The following is a 16,108-nucleotide window of genomic DNA, read 5'->3' as shown; positions in this document are numbered from 1 at the left end:
GGCCTCACGGCACCTCGTCCACCACCTCGGTGACGACGCTCGTCGTCGACTCCGGCGTGTCGCCGATGACCCCTCCTGACCCGTAGCCCTCCGCGATCGAGTCCACGAGTCCGTGATCCGTGTCGACGACGATGGTCGTCGTCCGGTGGCCGGGAACCGCATAGCGCAGCGTGGCCGTGCCGTCACCCTCGTCGACCAGCTCGAAGCCCGGGATCAAGGCGATCGCGCGGAAGAAGGCCGCTCTCAGCTCGGCCGGCATGAGGTTGATCGCGGACGGGTCGGAGAGGCTCGCCACCACCCACCGATCACCCTCCGCACCGGTCAAGCCGGAGCGGGCACGCAGCCAGTCCCGCAACGCCGACGGTTCCCGCGGCATCTCCTCGTAGTACGGGCGATAGCCGTCCGCCAGGTGCGGGACGGGTGCCGGATCGCCGTCGCCGACCGGCCAGGCGCCGCCCGGGAGGACCTGTACCGTGCCGCGCTCGCGGATCGCCGCTCCGGGTGACGAGGGCCACTCCTGTGCGGCGCGCGTGCCCTGCGCGCCGAACGACCGTACGACTTCGGCGTTCCCCCAGTCGTAGAACCAGTCCGCCGAGCGGTCGGCAGGGACGTACAGCACCCGCGTGTCCCTGACCAGGACGGCGGCGTCCCCCGTGTCGCGGGAGGCGTTGAAGGCGAAGGTGTCGTCGTCGCCGTCGTCGGCGGCGTCTCCATCCCAGAACTGGACGAACTCGTCGACGGTCTCGATCCGGATGTACTGTCCCGCGCCCGGGGCGAGGTCCTGGGCGTCGACGGTGACGCTCGCCGCCTGCTCGAGCACCGCCGCAGCGGCGGCATCGGGCATCACCGGGAACAGGAGGCCTCCGGCGCCCAGCGCCACCACCGCGGCTCCGGCCGTCAGCCCCCCGATGACGAGGCCGGTCCACACCCGCGCCCGTCGTCGCCCGCCCCGCGGAGCATGTGCGGCGGACACCGCGGTCGCCAGAGCGGCGCGGGCACGACGGACGCTCTCCTCCGACGGTTCCGCCTGATCCGCACCGAGGTCACGCACTCGTTCCATAAGCAGCATCGCTCTCCTCCTTCGCCATCCATGTCAGTCGGGTCTGCCCGCGCGAACCCGGCGGGGCGAGTCGTCGTCGCACCCGGTGGAGCCGCGACCGCACTGTCCCGACCGGGATGCCGAGGGCCTCGGCGATCTGCTCGTATGTGAGGTCGCCCCACGCATGCAGGAGAAGCACATCGCGGTCTCGGGCGGGAAGACCGGCGATGCGGGGTGCGAGCGCTCGCAGGGCCGCGTCGGCGTCCAGCCGCGCATCCGAGGCCGCGTACGGGTGCTCGCCGGGTCCGGCCGCGGCGGACGTGGCCTCGAAAGCCCGCCACTGCCGCACTTCGGCGGCACGATGCCGCTTGATCATCCGCGTGGCGATACCGAGGAGCCACGGGAGGGCCGACACGACATCGAGATCGAAAGACGCCCGACGGCGGAACGCGACCAGGAACGTCTCGCTGAGCACGTCGTCGACCGCATCCTCGCCGACCCGCCGCCGGATGTACCCGCCGACCGGGCGCACGTGCCGCTCGAAGATGGCGGAGAACGCCCGCGGCTCGTCGAGCGACCGGGCGATGACCTCGCTGTCTGTGTTCACACTCTGTATTGCCCGGGAAGCGGAATCCGGTTCACGCTTTCTCGCGGAGGTCCAGCCGCATGAGCACGCGAGGGAAGCCGTCGAGGACCGAACCCGTGTCCGCCGCCTTCTCGAACCCCGCGCCCTCGAAGAGCCGCCGGGTCCCGACGTACGCCATCGTGAGATTGACCTTCGCCCCGGCGTTGTCGACCGGATAGCCCTCGATCGCGGGCGCGCCTCGTTCCCTGGCATAGGCGACCGCGCCTTCGATGAGAGCGTGGGAGACCCCCTGCTTGCGGTGCCCAGGGCGGACCCGGAAGCACCACAGCGACCACACGTCGAGGTCGTCGACATGCGGGATGAGGCGATTGCGCGCGAAGCTCGTGTCGCGTCGAGGGTGCAACGCCGCCCAGCCGACCGGCTCGTCGTCGAGGTAGGCGAGCACGCCGGGAGGAGGATCCTGGTGGCAGAGCTCACGCACCCGCTCGGCCCGTGCGGGACCGCGAAGGGAGACGTTCTCCTTGTTGCCGATCCGATAGCTCAGGCAGAAGCAGACGTTCGACGTCGGTTTCTTCGGTCCCACGACCGCGGCGACGTCGTCGAAGACCGTCGCCGGGCGCACCACGATGCTCATGCGGTCAGTGTGGCGGAGACCACGGACACCGGCGCGCTGACGCCCCGGCGGATGGACTATTCCCCGCGCAGCACGTCCAGCGCGTGCTGGAAGTCCTCCGGATAGGGCGAGGCGAACTGCACCCACTCCCCCGTCGTCGGATGGGCGAAGGCCAGCTGATGCGCATGCAGCCACTGACGCGTGAGTCCGAGGCGGGCCGAGAGTGTCGGGTCGGCGCCGTAGAGCGGGTCCCCGACGCACGGGTGCCGGTGCGCCGCCATGTGCACGCGGATCTGATGCGTACGGCCCGTCTCCAGGTGGATCTCGAGCAGGGAGGCACCGGGAAAGGCCTCGAGCGTCTCGTAGTGCGTCACGGAGGGCTTGCCGTCCGGGACGACGGCGAACTTCCACGAGTGGTTCGGGTGCCGACCGATCGGGGCATCGATCGTGCCCACGAGCGGGTCCGGATGCCCCTGCACCACCGCGTGGTAGATCTTCTCGACCGTGCGCTCCTTGAACGCCCGCTTGAGAGCGGTGTAGGCGGCCTCGCTCTTGGCGACGACCATGAGTCCGCTCGTCCCCACATCCAGCCGGTGCACGACGCCTTGACGCTCCGGTGCACCGCTGGTCGCGACGCGGAACCCCGCGGCGGCGAGGGCACCGACGACCGTGGGGCCCTCCCACCCGAGCGAGGGGTGGGCGGCGACGCCCGTCGGCTTGTCGACGACGACGATGTCGTCGTCGTCGTAGACGATGCCCAGCTCAGGCACCGCGATGGGGACGATCTTCGGCCCCTCCTTCGGCTCCCACTCGACATCGATCCAGGCACCGCCCCGCAGGCGGTCCGACTTGTCGAGGGTGACGCCGTCCAGGCGGACGCCGCCGGACGCGGCCACCTCCGCCGCGAAGGTCCTCGAGAACCCGAGGAGCTTGGCGAGGGCGGCGTCGACCCGCGTGCCGTCGAGCCCGTCCGGGACGGGCAGCGAGCGGGACTCCACGCTCAGCGCCCCTCGGACGCGGCGGCGGCCTCGGCGTCCTCGTCGGTCTCGACCGGGGCGTGATCGCGCTCACGCGTGCCGTCGAACCGGAGGCCGAACACCACGAGCAGGGCGACCGAGATCATCCCGGTGACGATGAAGATGTCGGCGACGTTGAAGATCGCCGGCATCATCCACGGCATGGAGATCATGTCCACGACGTGACCCACGGGGAACCCGGGCTCCCGGAACAGACGGTCCGACAGATTCCCCAGCACGCCCCCGAGGAGGCAGCCGAGGACGACCGCCCAGAGACGCGACCGCAGGCCAAACGCCTTCCAGACGATGACGCCCGCGACGACCGCGAGGGCGATGGTGAAGATCCACGTCACGCCGGAGCCGAGCGAGAACGCCGCGCCGGGATTGCGCACGTAGTAGAGCTGCAGGAACTCTCCGAGAACCGGGACCGCCTCGTGCAGCGGCAGGTTCTCGATGGTGAGGTACTTCACAAACTGATCGGCGGCCAGCACGACCGCTGCGAGAATCGCAACGATCGCGCCGGCCGCCGACCGACGAAGGGGACGACGTCCTGACAAGAGGGCGCCTTACAGGCCGATCGCGGAGACCGGCGTCGAGTCCGTGGAGCCCGACTTCTCGTCCAGCTCGCGGAGCTGGCCCTCGATGTAGCCGCGGAGCTGCGAGCGGTAGTCGCGCTCGAAGTTGCGCAGCTCGGTGATGCGGGCCTCCAGCGTGTTGCGCTCGCGCTCGAGACGTGCGGTCTCCTCGCGCTGCTTCGCCTCGGCCTCGGTGCGGATGCGGGCGACCTCGGCCTCGGCCTCGGAGATGAGCTGGTCGCGCTTGGCCTCACCCTCGGCCACGTGCTCGTCGTGCAGACGCTGCGCGAGCTCGATGATGCCGGCGGTGGCGGTGGCGGAGCCGGTCGGTGCGGCGTCGGCGGCGGGGGCCTCGGCCGCGGGGGCCGGGGTGGATGCAGCGGCAGCCGGCTCGGCGGCGGCAGCGGGAGCAGGGGTGGAACCCGACTCGTACGCGGCGAGCTTCGCCTTCAGCTCGGCGTTCTCCTCGAGGGCCTTGCGCCACTCGATGACGATCTCGTCGAGGAAGTCGTCGACCTCGTCCGGGTCGAAGCCGTCCTTGAAGCGGACGTGCTGGAACTGCTTGGTGACGACGTCATCCGGGGTAAGTGCCATGGGTGGCTCCTCTTTCGATGAGTTCGATTGCCAGTACCGATGTATGGCGTGTTCGTGATGTGGCGCGAACCCGGGGCGCGCACCTGGGTGCCAGCATAGCCCCCGAGCCTTGGGGTCGCGATGCCACGACACCCAGGCTCGGAGAACTCGAGGCCGTCCCCGGGCGCGACACGCGGGGTGGTCAGCGGATGAACAACCGGACGATGTTCATCAGGATCAGGACGACCAGAAGGGTCAGCGCGAAGCCGAAGTCCAGCGAGAGCTGACCGATGCGCAGCGGCGGGATGATCCGCCGGAAGAACCGGATGGGCGGATCGGTGACGGTGTACACCGCCTCCGCGGCGACGAGGCCGAAGCCCTTCGGACGCCATTCCCGATTGAACATCGGGATGTAATCCAGGATGAGCCTCGCGAAGAGCACGAGGATGTAGACCAGCAGCACCAGATGGACGATGCTGGCGAGGACCGAGACCAGCTGCACGGTCTACGAGTGGTCGAAGCCCGCAGACTCGGCGTCTGCGTGCGCGATACCCCCGTGACCGGACACCGCGATGTTCTCCGGCGAGAGCAGGAAGACCTTGGAGGTCACCCGCTCGATCCGGCCGTAGAGGCCGAGGGAGAGACCGCTCGCGAAGTCGATGAGGCGGCGCGCGTCGGCGTCGCTCATCTGGGAGAGGTTGATGATGACCGGGACGCCCTCGCGGAAGCTCTCCGCGATCAGCTGGGCGTCGCGGTACTGCTTCGGGTGGACGGTGAGGATCTCGTTCACGGCTCCTGCTGCGGGCTGGCGGACGGCGACGGGACGACGGAGCGGCGTGACGGGGGCCGGAGCCGGCTCTTCGCGCTCACGCTCGCGCTCGCGCTGGGCGCGCGCGGGTGCCGGCGTCTCCTCTTCGTAGACCTCTTCCTCGTCGGCGAGGCCGAGATACACCATGGTCTTCTTCAGCGGGTTACCCATCGTGTCCTCCGGTTCGAACGTTTCGGGCTGGTCTTGTCACAGGTTAACCCCGGGCGGGGCGCGGTCCCGTGATTGCGGAACCGATCCGCAGGTGTGTCGCGCCGGCGGCGATGGCCTCGGCGAAGTCGCCGGTCATCCCGGCGGAGATCCACGTCGCGTCGGGAGCGACGGTCCGCACGTCGGCGGCGATGTGGTGCAGACGGGCGAAGGCGCTCGCGGGGTCCTCGTCGAGGGGCGCGACGGCCATCACACCCCGGAGCCGCAGCGAGGGCAGGCTGAGCACGTGCTCGGCCAACGCCACCGCCGACGCCGGCGCCACCCCTCCCCTGCCCTCGTCCTCGGTGAGGTTCACCTGCACGAGCACGTCGAGCACCTCGTCGGTCTCTGCGGCACGATGCAGGGCATCGGCGAACCGGTCACGGTCCACGGAGTGCACGACGTCGGCGCTCCGCCTGATCGCCGCGGCCTTGTTCGTCTGTCCCTGTCCGATGAAGTGCCACTCGAGGTCGAGCGCGGAGAGCTCGCCCGCCTTGGCGGTGAGCTCCTGCTGTCGGTTCTCCCCCACCGCGTGCACCCCGAGTGCGTGCAGATCGCGCACCAGCGAAGCGGGGTGGAACTTCGTGACGACGATCCGGGTGATCTCCGCGGGAGACCGCCCGGCGGCACGCGCGGCGTCGGCGATCCTGTCGTCGATCGCCGACAGCCGCGCGGCCAGATCCGATGGCGCCGAGGCGCCGACCGGTGTCGTCACTTCAGGAATTCGGGGATGTCGATGTCGTCGTCGGCGAAGGCCGGCTCGATGCTCGTCGCCGGCGTGCGCGGTGCCGCGGGCGCCGGGGCGGGCTCGGGCGTGCTCTTCTCGGCCGCAGGCTCGCTGGTCTCCGACAGCGCCACCTCGGGAAGGGACGCGGTCGAGGGACGCGAGACGACCATCGGGTCCAGTCGCAGCGAGGGCTCCCCGCCGTCGAAGCCCGCGGCGATCACGGTCACCCGCACCTCGTCGCCGAGCGTGTCGTCGATGACCGTACCGAAGATGATGTTGGCCTCGGGGTGCGCGGCCTCCTTGACGAGGTCCGCCGCGTCGTGGATCTCGAAGATGCCGAGGTTCGAGCCACCCTGGATCGAGAGCAGCACCCCGTGGGCACCTTCGATGGAGGCCTCGAGCAGCGGCGACTCGACGGCGAGCTCCGCCGCCTTGATCGCGCGGTCGGCGCCGCGGGCCGAGCCGATGCCCATCAGGGCGGATCCGGCTCCCTGCATGACCGACTTCACATCGGCGAAGTCCAGGTTGATGAGACCGGGGGTCGTGATGAGGTCGGTGATGCCCTGCACACCGGCGAGGAGGACCTGGTCGGCGGTGGCGAACGCCTCGATCATCGAGATGCCGCGGTCGCTGATCTCGAGCAGACGGTCGTTCGGGACGACGATGAGGGTGTCGACCTCTTCCTTCAGCTTCGCGACGCCCGCCTCGGCCTGGCTCTGGCGGCGACGCCCCTCGAAGGAGAACGGCTTCGTGACGACACCGATGGTGAGCGCACCGATCGACTTCGCGATGCGGGCGACGACGGGAGCGCCGCCCGTTCCGGTGCCACCGCCCTCTCCGGCGGTGACGAAGACCATGTCGGCGCCGGTCAGCGCCTGCTCGATCTCCTCCGCGTGGTCCTCTGCGGCACGACGACCCACCTCGGGGTCGGCGCCGGCACCGAGGCCGCGGGTGAGCTCGCGGCCCACGTCCAGCTTGACGTCGGCGTCGCTCATGAGCAGCGCCTGGGCGTCGGTGTTGACGGCGATGAACTCGACTCCGCGGAGACCGAGCTCGATCATGCGGTTGACGGCGTTGACGCCGCCACCGCCGACGCCGACGACCTTGATCACGGCGAGGTAGTTCTGGTTCTGGCTCATGGCCGGCCTCCGATTAGTAGAGCCTGGAAGGGGGAACCTTAAACCTCAACTAGAGGTGTAAAGTATTTCCCGGTATTGCGTTCTCTCAGATCGAAGGTAAGCGCCGCCCGCCCGCGCGCCCGCAACGCCGTGGGCGTGTCGCGCCATTCCTGCGGAAAGCGTTCAGCCGACGACCGCGACGTCGGGCGAGGTCACGTCGATCGACGAGGCCGTGGGGTTCTTCACGAGCGCCGCGGAGAGCGCGAGCGCCTTCAGCGCGCTGTCTTCCTCGCTCCCCCACACGACCGTGAGGCCGGAGTCGAGGGTGAGGGTCACGTCGTCCGCCGTCGAGGCACGGACGCCGGTGAGGGCGCTGCGGATGTCGGCGGGGAGGGCACGCACGACGAGCCCGGCGCTGCGGAACGCCGAGGACTCCACGCCGCCCTCGACCTCGACGAGCGGCTGACCTGCCGGGCGCTCCTCGGTCGTCGAGAGCGCGACGCCCGCGGCGTCCACGAGGGTGAAGCCGGCATCGGACTCGATCACGCCGATCGGTGTGCGCTCGACGATGCGGACCGTGAGGTCGTGCGGGGGTCTCGCCTCCAGCGCGTAGGTCTCGATGAGCGGGAAGGCCAGCAGCGCGGCCTTGACCTCACTGGTGTCGACGAGCGCGAGCGGCGTGCCCATCTGGTCCGCCAACGCACCCTCGATCACCGCCGGATCGATCGTGGTCGTCCCGGTGACCGTGATGCGCTCGACCGCGAAGAGCGGACTGTAGGCCGCCGCGACGCTTCCGCCGATCAGCAGCACGATCGCGCCGACGACGCTCAGCCAGGTGATGCGGCGCCGACGCGAGCGCTGGGTGAACCGACGGATCTCTGCGCGGAGGGCCTTGCGACGCGCGCGCGCAGCCCGCCAGACGTCCATCGAGGAGCTCGGGACGTCCGCTTCCTGCTCCCCCTCGACCCCGGGGGCGAGATCATCCTGGACAGCCTCGTCCGCCGGCGACGGAGCGGCACCGCGGCGGCGGAGGCTGCGCGCGGATGCGGCGTCCGTCTCCTCCGGTGCATCCGGGGCGCTCGGGAGCGGGGGCGGCCGGCGCATGGGCTACGCCCCGTCGGTCCGGCGCAGCGAGTCCAGCACCTGCGGGATGATCTGATAGACGTTGCCGCAGCCGAGGGTCACGACGAAGTCGCCGTCGGTCGCCACGGATGCCGTGTAGTCGGCCGCCTCCTGCCAGTCGGCGACGAAGTGCACGCGGGAGGGGTCGTGGAACGCGCCGCTCACCAGCTCGCCGGTGACGCCGGGCACCGGATCTTCTCTGGCGCCGTAGACGTCCAGCATCACGGTGTGGTCGGCGAGCTCCTCCAGGACGTCCGCGAACTCCTGGTACATGTGCTGCGTCCGCGAGTAGGTGTGCGGCTGCTGGATCGCGATCAACCGTCCGGAGCCGGCGATGCTGCGCATGGCTTCGAGCGCCGCACGCACCTCGGTCGGGTGGTGGGAGTAGTCGTCGTAGACCGTGACCCCGCGCTCCTCGCCATGACGCTCGAGACGACGGACGGTCCCCGCGAAGCCTTCGACGGCGCGCACGGCGTCGAGGAGCGGGTGGCCGAGCGCGAGCAGCACGGCGACCGCCCCGGTGGCGTTGATCGCGTTGTGCACGCCGGGGACGGCGAGCTGCATGCGCTCGGTCTCGCCGCCGTGCGAGACGACCGCGGCGACGGGACCTGCCGTGACGATCTCGCTGACCCGGACGTCGGCGCCCTCGGCCTGACCGAACGTCAGCACCCGTGGGTGGGACAGTCCTGCCAGCACCCGGAGCGCGCCGGGGTCGTCGCTGGAGATGACGACCGCCTCCGACGCGGCGTCCGCGAACCGCACGAAGGCGTCGTGGAAGGCCTCATCGGAGCCGTAGTGGTCGAGGTGGTCGGGGTCGACGTTCGTGATGAGCGCCACAGCGGTGTCGTAGAGGAGGAAGGTGCCGTCCGATTCGTCGGCCTCGATGACGAAGAGGTCGCCGCTCCCGGTCGCGCTGGACGTGCCGAGCTGCTCGATCACGCCGCCGTTGACGAAGTGCGGATCGGCGCCGAGGTCGCGCAACGCGGTGACGATCATGCCCGTCGAGGTCGTCTTGCCGTGCGCGCCCGCCACCGACACGAGACGCCGCGTGCCGATCAGCCAGTGCAGCGCCTGGGACCGGTGGATGACGTGGAGGCCCCGCTCCTTGGCGGTGACGAACTCGGGGTTCTCCGGCCAGATGGCGCCGGTGTGCACGACCGTGTCGGCGTCGCCGAGGTGGGCGGCATCGTGACCGACGTGGACCGTTGCCCCCGCGGCGGCCAGCGCCCGCAGGTTGTCGCTGTCGGCACGGTCGCTGCCGGAGACGCGGATGCCCGCGTCGAGGAACATCTTGGCGAGTCCGCTCATCCCGGATCCACCGATGCCGATGAAGTGCGCGGAGGTGATCGTGTCGGGGATGGGGAGGGAGAGGTCGGGTCTGATCATGTCCGCTTCAGTCTACTTTTCGTTCGCGTCCGGTCGGCGGCGTCACGCCGCACCGAGGGCACGATCGATCATCGCCACGACGTTCTCGGTCCCGGTGCGGGTGCCCGCGGACTCCGCGGCCTCCGCCATCCGCCGGATGCGGTCGGGATCGCCGAGCAGCGGCACGACGATACGCCGGACGGCGTCGCCGTCGAAGGTCGCGTCGTCGAGGAGCTGCGCGGCACCGGCGGCCACGGCCGACCCGGCGTTCAGACGCTGCTCCCCGTTGCCCACCGAGTACGGCACGTACAGCGCGGGGATGCCGAGCGCGCTGATCTCGCTGACCGTCGCCGACCCCGAGCGCGACACGATGAGGTCGGCCAGGGCGAACGCCAGATCCATGCGGTCGACGTACCGCCGGAGGGCATAGCCGGCGACGCCCGGATCGGGAAGGTCGCTGCGCTCCCCCGTCACGTGCAGCAGTTGCCAGCCGGCGGCGAGGATGTCGCGCCAGGAATCCGCCAGAGCGTCGTTCAAGCGCTGCGCTCCGAGCGAGCCGCCGAAGACGAGCAGCACGGGGCGATCGGGGTCGAGCCCGAAGTACTCCGCGGCCTCGGCGCGCCGTGCCACCCGGTCGAGCGTGATGACCTCGCGCCGCAGCGGCATGCCGACCACCTCGCTTCCGCGGAGGGGCGTCCCGGCGAACGCGACGCCCACGCCCGCGGCCGCACGGGCACCGAGCACGTTCGCCAGCCCGGGCTTCGCGTTGGCCTCGTGGACGACGAAGGGCACGCGCTCGCGACGCGCGGCGACGTAGGCGGGTGCGGAGGCGTAGCCGCCGAAGCCGACTACGACGTCGATGCCGTGCTGCCGGATGTGCGCGCGCACCTGCGCGATCGCCCGACGGAACCGCGCGGGGAACGCGGCGGCCTGCGCGTTCGGCCGCCGCGGGAACGGCACCTTGTCGACGATGAGCAGCTCGTAGCCGCGCTCGGGGACGAGGCGGGACTCCAGGCCTTCGGCCGTGCCGAGCACGAGGACCGTCGCGTCGGGGTCGCGCTCGCGGAGCGCGTCGGCGACGGCGAGCAGCGGATTGACATGGCCGGCGGTGCCACCGCCCGCGAGGAGGTACGAAGTCACCTCGCGACCCTACCCCGCTCGGCTGACTGCTTCTCGGCGACCGGGATGGTCCGCGCGAAGGCCAGCAGCACACCACACGCGATGAGCACCGCGAAGAGGGCCGTTCCCCCCTGGGACATGAACGGCAGCGGCACGCCCATCACCGGGAAGACCCCGATGACGACGCCGATGTTCAGGACCGCCTGGCCGACGATCCAGACCGTGATCCCCCCGGCCGCGACGCGGATGAAGGGGTCCGAGGTCTTGCGGATCACGTGGAACGCGCCCACCGTGAAGAACGTGAAGAGGGCGAGCACGACGATGCAGCCGATCAGCCCCAGCTCCTCGCCGACGATCGCGAAGATGAAGTCGTTGCCGGCGGCGGGCAGCCACCCGTACTTCTCCTGGGAATTGCCGAGACCGAGGCCGAAGACACCGCCGGAGGCCATGCCCCAGATGCCGTGGATCGACTGGTAGCAGTCCGTGTAGTACAGCGCCATGTCGTCGCAGGTGGCGGTGATGCGGCGCATGCGGTCCTCGCTGGAGAGCGCGTAGGCCAGCACCGCGACCACGCCCAGGATCATCGGGATGATGAACAGCCGCAGCTTCACGCCGGAGAAGAAGAGGCAGCCGAGGAGGATGAGGACCATCACCATCGCGGTGCCGAGGTCCTTGCCCGCGAGCACGGTGCCGATCGCCAGCGCGCCGACCGGCACGACGGGGATGAAGACGTGGTGCCAGGTGCCGAGCATGGTCTGCTTGCGCAGCAGCACCGCGGCGATCCACAGGGCGAGCGCCAGCTTGAGGAACTCGGACGGCTGCATCTGGAAGCCCGCCACCTGGATCCAGTTCCGGTTTCCGCCGTCGGCGATGCCGAGCGGCGTGAACACCAGGAGCTGGAGGGCCACTGCGCCGAACAGCGCCGGCCAGGCCATGCGCTTGAGGAAGTCCACGGGGAAGCGGCTGATGAGGAACATCATCGGGATGCCGAGCAGGGCGAACACACCCTGCCGGAGGGCGCCGTCCAACGGGTTCTGCGCGTTGGCCACGGCGGTGGCGCTCGTCGCGGACAGCACCATGACGAGGCCGAAGATCGTGAGGAGCAGGGCGGTCGACGCGATCAGCAGGAACTCGGTCGAGACCGGCGTGAACCGGCGCCCGAGCGAGACCCGGGCCGCGAGCCCGCCCGACTCAGACCGCGGAGGGCGAGCCACCTGCGTCATCGGTGCTCCCCCGATCGATCCATTCCTGCACCGCTTCGGCGAAGCGGTGGCCGCGATCCGCGTAGCTGGAGAACTGGTCGAAGGATGCGGCGGCGGGAGCGAGGAGCACGGTGCCCTCCCCGTCGACGATCCCCGCCGCGATCTCCACGACGCGGTTCATGACCTGTCCAGTGTCGCCAGCATCGACCTCGAAGACCGGCACCGTCGGCGCGTGTCGCTCGAATGCCGCGACGACGGCCGTGCGGTCCACTCCGATGACGACCGCCGCGCGCGCGGTCGAGCCGGCGTCCGCGACGAGATCGGCGATGTCGACGCCCTTGAGATCGCCGCCGACGACCCATACCGCGCCCGGGTACGCGCGCAGCGAGGAGGCGGCGGCGTGCGGGTTCGTCGCCTTGGAGTCGTCGATCCAGGTGATGCCGGCATGCCGCGCGACCACCTCGATGCGGTGCGCGTCCAGCCGGAAGCTCTGCAGCGCCCCGTGGATCGCCTCGGGCTCGACTCCGAGGGACCGGGCGAGAGCACTGGCGGCGAGGATGTTCTGCACGATGTGCGGGGCCGACAGACCGGCGGCCTCCAGGTCGGCGACCGTCGTCAGCTCCAGGGCACTGCGGGCCCGGTCGTCGAGGAAGGCCCGATCGACGAGCAGCCCCTCCACGACGCCGAGGTCGCTCGGGCCGGGGATGCCCAGGTCGAAGCCGATGGCACGAGCGCCCTCGACGACCTCGGCCTCCTCGACCATCCGCCGCGTGGCCTCGTCGGCCTTGTTGTAGACGCAGGCGACGCGGGTGTTCCGATAGACCAGGGCCTTCGCGTCCCGGTACGCCTGGGCGCTGCCGTGCCAGACGAGATGATCGTCGGCGAGGTTGAGGCAGACCGCGGCGTGCGGGAAGAGCTCCCCCTCCGGGCGCGACAGGCCGAGATACCAGAGCTGGTGGCTGGAGAGTTCGACGACGAGCACGTCGAAGCCGGCCGGATCCCTGACCGCGTCGAGCACGGGGACGCCGATGTTGCCGCAGGGTGCGGCACGCAGCCCGCCGGCGACGAGCAGCGTCGCCGTGAGCTGGGTCGTGGTCGTCTTGCCGTTGGTGCCGGTGATGAGCACCCAGTCGGCCGGCGTGCCGTCCGCGCGGAGGACCTTGTCACGCACGCGCCAGGCGAGCTCGACGTCGCCCCAGAGCGCGATGCCCTCGTCCTGGACCCAGCGGATGACGGGGTGCGACGGAGCGAAACCCGGGGAGGCGATGACGACCTCGGGCGCGAACGCCGTCAGCGCCTCGGGCACGGCGTCCAGCGGACCGAGCTCCAACCGGGCGCCGATGACGGGGAGCAGACGGGCGTACTCCTCCTCCGCCGACGCGCTGAGCACGAGGACGTCGGCACCGAGCTCGGCGAGGGTGTCGGCGACGGAGAAGCCGGTCATGGAGAGGCCGAGGACGGCGACGCGCAGGCCACGCCAGTCGGCGTGCCAGCTCGTCAGTCCGGCCAGGCGCTCAGCCGACACGGGTCAGCCATTCGACGTAGAAGAGACCGACGGCGGAGACGGCGAGCAGACCCGCGATGATCCACATGCGCACCACGATGGTGACCTCCGACCATCCCCGCATCTCGAGGTGGTGGTGGAACGGGCTCATGAGGAAGAGCCGCTTGCCGCGGGTGATCTTGAAGTAGGCGCGCTGCAGGATCACGGATCCGGAGGCGAGCACGAAGACACCGGCGATGATGAGGAGCAGCAGCTCGGTGCGGGTCATGACCGCCATCGCGGTGATGACGCCGCCGATGGCCATCGAACCCACGTCTCCCATGAACACCTTGGCCTTCGGGGCGTTCCACCACAGGAAGCCGATGAGGCTGGCGGCGAACGAGGCCGAGATGATGGCGAGGTTGAACGGGTCGCGCACCTCGTAGCAGCCGCCGAGGGAGCCGGGGTCTCCGCCGATGCAGGGCTGCTTGAACTGCCAGAACGCGATGAGGCTGTACGCACCGACGACGATCACGCCGGCGCCGGCGGCGAGGCCGTCGAGGCCGTCGGTGAGGTTGACGCTGTTGGAGGTCGCGACCCCGATGATCGAGATCCAGGCGAGGTAGAGGATCCAGCCGAGGATGACGCCGAACGCGAAGAGGTTCAGCCACGTGATGTCGCGGAAGAGGGAGATGGACGCACTGGCCGGCGTCTGCCCCCACTTGTTCGGGAAGTTCAGCGCCACGATCCCGAAGGGGATCACGACGATGAGCTGACCGATCACCTTGCGCCACCCGGAGAGCCCGAGGCTGCGCTGGCTGCGCACCTTCATGTAGTCGTCGATGAACCCGACCACGCCGAAGCCGACCATGAGCCAGATGACGAGGATCGCGGACAGCGCCGGGGTCTCGCCGCTGACGAGGACGCCGGTGAAGTAGCCGACGATCGAGCCGAGGATGAAGATGACCCCGCCCATCGTGGGCGTGCCGCGCTTGGCCTCGTGGCTCGGGTTGCCGGCGGCTTCCGGGGTGCGGATGACCTGCCCCCAGCCCCACTTCCGGAAGAGCCGGAGGAAGACGGGAGTCAGGAAGAGAGTGAAGGCGAGCGAGATGGCCGCCGCCATGATGAGGGACCTCACGAGAACAATTCTCCCAGACGATCGCCGAGATGCCGGAGGCCCACGGAGTTGGACGACTTCACGAGGACCCGGTCGCCGTCGCGCAGCTCGGTGCGGAGGTACTCGAACGCGGCGTCCTGGTCCGGCAGATGCACGGCCTCGCTGTCCCACGATCCCTCGCCGACGGCGGCGAGGTACAGCCGACGGGCCTCCGGGCCGACGACGACGATGCGCCGGATGTTGAGGCGCACCGCGAGGAGGCCGATGCGGTCGTGCTCCTCCCCCGCGCTCTCGCCGAGCTCGCTCATCGCGCCGAGGACGGCGACGGTGCGCTCGTCGGGGCCGGTGATCTGGGCGAGGGTCCGCAGGGCGGCTGCCATCGAGTCGGGGCTGGCGTTGTAGGCGTCGTTGATGATGCGGACGCGGTCGTTGCCCAGGGGCTGCATGCGCCAGCGCTCGGCGATCTCGACGGTCTCCAAGCGGGCGACGGCGTCGGCAGGGGCCACACCGAGCTCGACGGCCGCGGTGATCGCGGCGAGGGCGTTCGTGACGTGGTGCGCGCCGAGGACGCGCAGGCGCAGCGGCAGCCGCTGCCCCGCGACTTCGATCACGCACTGCGTGCCGGAGGCCGAGACCTCGATGTCGCGCGCGTGCACGGCGGCCGCGGCGGACTGGCCGAAGCCGACGACCCGGAGGCCGCGGCTCTCCGCGAGCTCGCGCATCGCCCACACCCGGGCGTCGTCGGCGTTGAGCACGGCCGTGCCGGGCACGCGGGCCGCGGCGACGAGCTCGGACTTGGCCTTCGCGGTGGCCTCGATGCCGCCGAAGCCCCCGGCGTGCGCCATCCCGACCATGAGCACGACGACGAGGTCGGGCTCGACGAGGCCGGCGAGCCGCGCGATGCTGCCCGGCGCGGCGGCGCCGAACTCGCTCACGAGGAAGCGGGTGTCGTGCGTGACGCGGAGCATCGTCACCGGGGCGCCGACCTCGTTGTTGAAAGACTTCACCGGAGCGACGGTCTCGCCCTCGTCCTCGAGGATGCGGGCGAGGAAGTTCTTCGTCGTCGTCTTGCCGTTGGAGCCGGTGATGCCGACGATGCGCAGGTTCCCGCCGGCGCGTACGCGCGCCACGACCTCGCGGGCGAGGTCGCCGAGCGCGGCGACGGCATCCGGGACGACGATCTGTGAAACCGCGACGTCGACCGGACGCTCGACGATCGCCAGCACCGCGCCGGCTTCGACGGCGGCGCCGACGAAGCGGTGTCCGTCCGTCTCGGCTCCGGGCTTGGCGACGAAGATCGACCCGGCCTCCATGGTTCGGGAATCGGTGTCGACGATGCCGTCGACCACCGTCTCCGGCGTGTGCTCTCCGGCCACGCGCAGCTCACCACCGACGGCGGCGGCGATCTCAGCGAGCGTCAGGGCGATCATGTCATCTC

The 16,108-nt window shown here is 70.5% G+C and carries 17 protein-coding genes; all 17 read right to left on the bottom strand.

The genetic code is table 11. The annotated features are described in order from the left end of the window. Positions 1-4: 4 nt before the first annotated feature. The 17 genes from D8M34_RS00740 to D8M34_RS00660 all read right to left on the bottom strand — a co-directional run bounded on the left by D8M34_RS00740 (position 5) and on the right by D8M34_RS00660 (position 16,100). Positions 5-1,069, bottom strand: a complete 1,065-nt coding sequence (locus tag D8M34_RS00740; protein WP_126892919.1) for a hypothetical protein — start codon at positions 1,067-1,069, stop codon at positions 5-7. Next, a complete protein-coding gene (locus D8M34_RS00735; protein ID WP_062766875.1) occupies positions 1,044-1,646 on the bottom strand; it encodes an RNA polymerase sigma factor in 603 nt (200 codons plus the stop codon). Before D8M34_RS00735 ends, D8M34_RS00740 begins: the two co-directional genes overlap by 26 nt. A gap of 31 nt (positions 1,647-1,677) precedes the next feature. Beyond that, on the bottom strand, positions 1,678-2,259 hold the full coding sequence (locus D8M34_RS19405) for a GNAT family N-acetyltransferase (protein ID WP_062766878.1): 582 nt from the start codon (positions 2,257-2,259) through the stop codon (positions 1,678-1,680). 56 nt (positions 2,260-2,315) lie between these two features. Beyond that, the gene (locus D8M34_RS00725; protein WP_062766881.1) at positions 2,316-3,236 is read right to left on the bottom strand and encodes an RluA family pseudouridine synthase; all 921 of its coding nucleotides are present in this window, start codon (positions 3,234-3,236) and stop codon (positions 2,316-2,318) included. A gap of 2 nt (positions 3,237-3,238) precedes the next feature. Continuing rightward, on the bottom strand, positions 3,239-3,811 hold the full coding sequence (gene lspA, locus D8M34_RS00720) for a signal peptidase II (protein WP_036293163.1): 573 nt from the start codon (positions 3,809-3,811) through the stop codon (positions 3,239-3,241). A 9-nt stretch (positions 3,812-3,820) separates the two neighbouring features. Continuing rightward, on the bottom strand, positions 3,821-4,423 hold the full coding sequence (locus D8M34_RS00715) for a DivIVA domain-containing protein (RefSeq protein WP_085607877.1): 603 nt from the start codon (positions 4,421-4,423) through the stop codon (positions 3,821-3,823). Positions 4,424-4,604: 181 nt separating this feature from the next. Continuing rightward, positions 4,605-4,904, bottom strand: coding sequence for a YggT family protein (locus D8M34_RS00710; RefSeq protein WP_025105081.1), 300 nt, complete (start codon positions 4,902-4,904; stop codon positions 4,605-4,607). Positions 4,905-4,907: 3 nt separating this feature from the next. After that, positions 4,908-5,381, bottom strand: coding sequence for a cell division protein SepF (locus D8M34_RS00705; RefSeq protein WP_025105082.1), 474 nt, complete (start codon positions 5,379-5,381; stop codon positions 4,908-4,910). A gap of 43 nt (positions 5,382-5,424) precedes the next feature. Then, positions 5,425-6,132, bottom strand: a complete 708-nt coding sequence (locus tag D8M34_RS00700; RefSeq protein WP_025105083.1) for a YggS family pyridoxal phosphate-dependent enzyme — start codon at positions 6,130-6,132, stop codon at positions 5,425-5,427. After that, a complete protein-coding gene (gene ftsZ, locus D8M34_RS00695; protein WP_025105084.1) occupies positions 6,129-7,283 on the bottom strand; it encodes a cell division protein FtsZ in 1,155 nt (384 codons plus the stop codon). Before ftsZ ends, D8M34_RS00700 begins: the two co-directional genes overlap by 4 nt. Before the next feature lie 162 nt (positions 7,284-7,445). Continuing rightward, the gene (locus D8M34_RS00690; RefSeq protein WP_082758505.1) at positions 7,446-8,366 is read right to left on the bottom strand and encodes an FtsQ-type POTRA domain-containing protein; all 921 of its coding nucleotides are present in this window, start codon (positions 8,364-8,366) and stop codon (positions 7,446-7,448) included. Between the two features lie 3 nt (positions 8,367-8,369). Next, on the bottom strand, positions 8,370-9,770 hold the full coding sequence (murC, locus tag D8M34_RS00685) for a UDP-N-acetylmuramate--L-alanine ligase (RefSeq protein ID WP_062766886.1): 1,401 nt from the start codon (positions 9,768-9,770) through the stop codon (positions 8,370-8,372). Between the two features lie 42 nt (positions 9,771-9,812). Next, positions 9,813-10,889 (bottom strand): UDP-N-acetylglucosamine--N-acetylmuramyl-(pentapeptide) pyrophosphoryl-undecaprenol N-acetylglucosamine transferase, encoded by a 1,077-nt coding sequence (locus D8M34_RS00680; protein WP_062766888.1) that lies wholly within the window; start codon positions 10,887-10,889, stop codon positions 9,813-9,815. Next, positions 10,886-12,091 (bottom strand): putative lipid II flippase FtsW, encoded by a 1,206-nt coding sequence (ftsW, locus tag D8M34_RS00675; protein WP_062633985.1) that lies wholly within the window; start codon positions 12,089-12,091, stop codon positions 10,886-10,888. Before ftsW ends, D8M34_RS00680 begins: the two co-directional genes overlap by 4 nt. After that, the gene (murD, locus tag D8M34_RS00670; protein WP_062766891.1) at positions 12,060-13,595 is read right to left on the bottom strand and encodes a UDP-N-acetylmuramoyl-L-alanine--D-glutamate ligase; all 1,536 of its coding nucleotides are present in this window, start codon (positions 13,593-13,595) and stop codon (positions 12,060-12,062) included. The genes ftsW and murD overlap by 32 nt, the downstream gene beginning before the upstream one ends. Continuing rightward, positions 13,585-14,691 carry a phospho-N-acetylmuramoyl-pentapeptide-transferase gene (gene mraY / locus D8M34_RS00665; RefSeq protein ID WP_025105090.1) on the bottom strand — a complete coding sequence of 369 codons (1,107 nt, stop codon included), beginning with the start codon at positions 14,689-14,691 and terminating at the stop codon, positions 13,585-13,587. The genes murD and mraY overlap by 11 nt, the downstream gene beginning before the upstream one ends. Beyond that, positions 14,688-16,100 (bottom strand): UDP-N-acetylmuramoyl-tripeptide--D-alanyl-D-alanine ligase, encoded by a 1,413-nt coding sequence (locus D8M34_RS00660; RefSeq protein ID WP_062766894.1) that lies wholly within the window; start codon positions 16,098-16,100, stop codon positions 14,688-14,690. The genes mraY and D8M34_RS00660 overlap by 4 nt, the downstream gene beginning before the upstream one ends. Between the last annotated feature and the right edge of the window lie 8 nt (positions 16,101-16,108).

It is taken from the genome of Microbacterium sp. HSID17254 (assembly GCF_003989315.1).
In the GTDB taxonomy this organism is placed as follows: Bacteria; Actinomycetota; Actinomycetes; order Actinomycetales; family Microbacteriaceae; genus Microbacterium.
The sequence above is the reverse complement of the archived record's forward strand: the minus strand, read 5'-3'. Positions and strand labels throughout refer to the sequence as shown.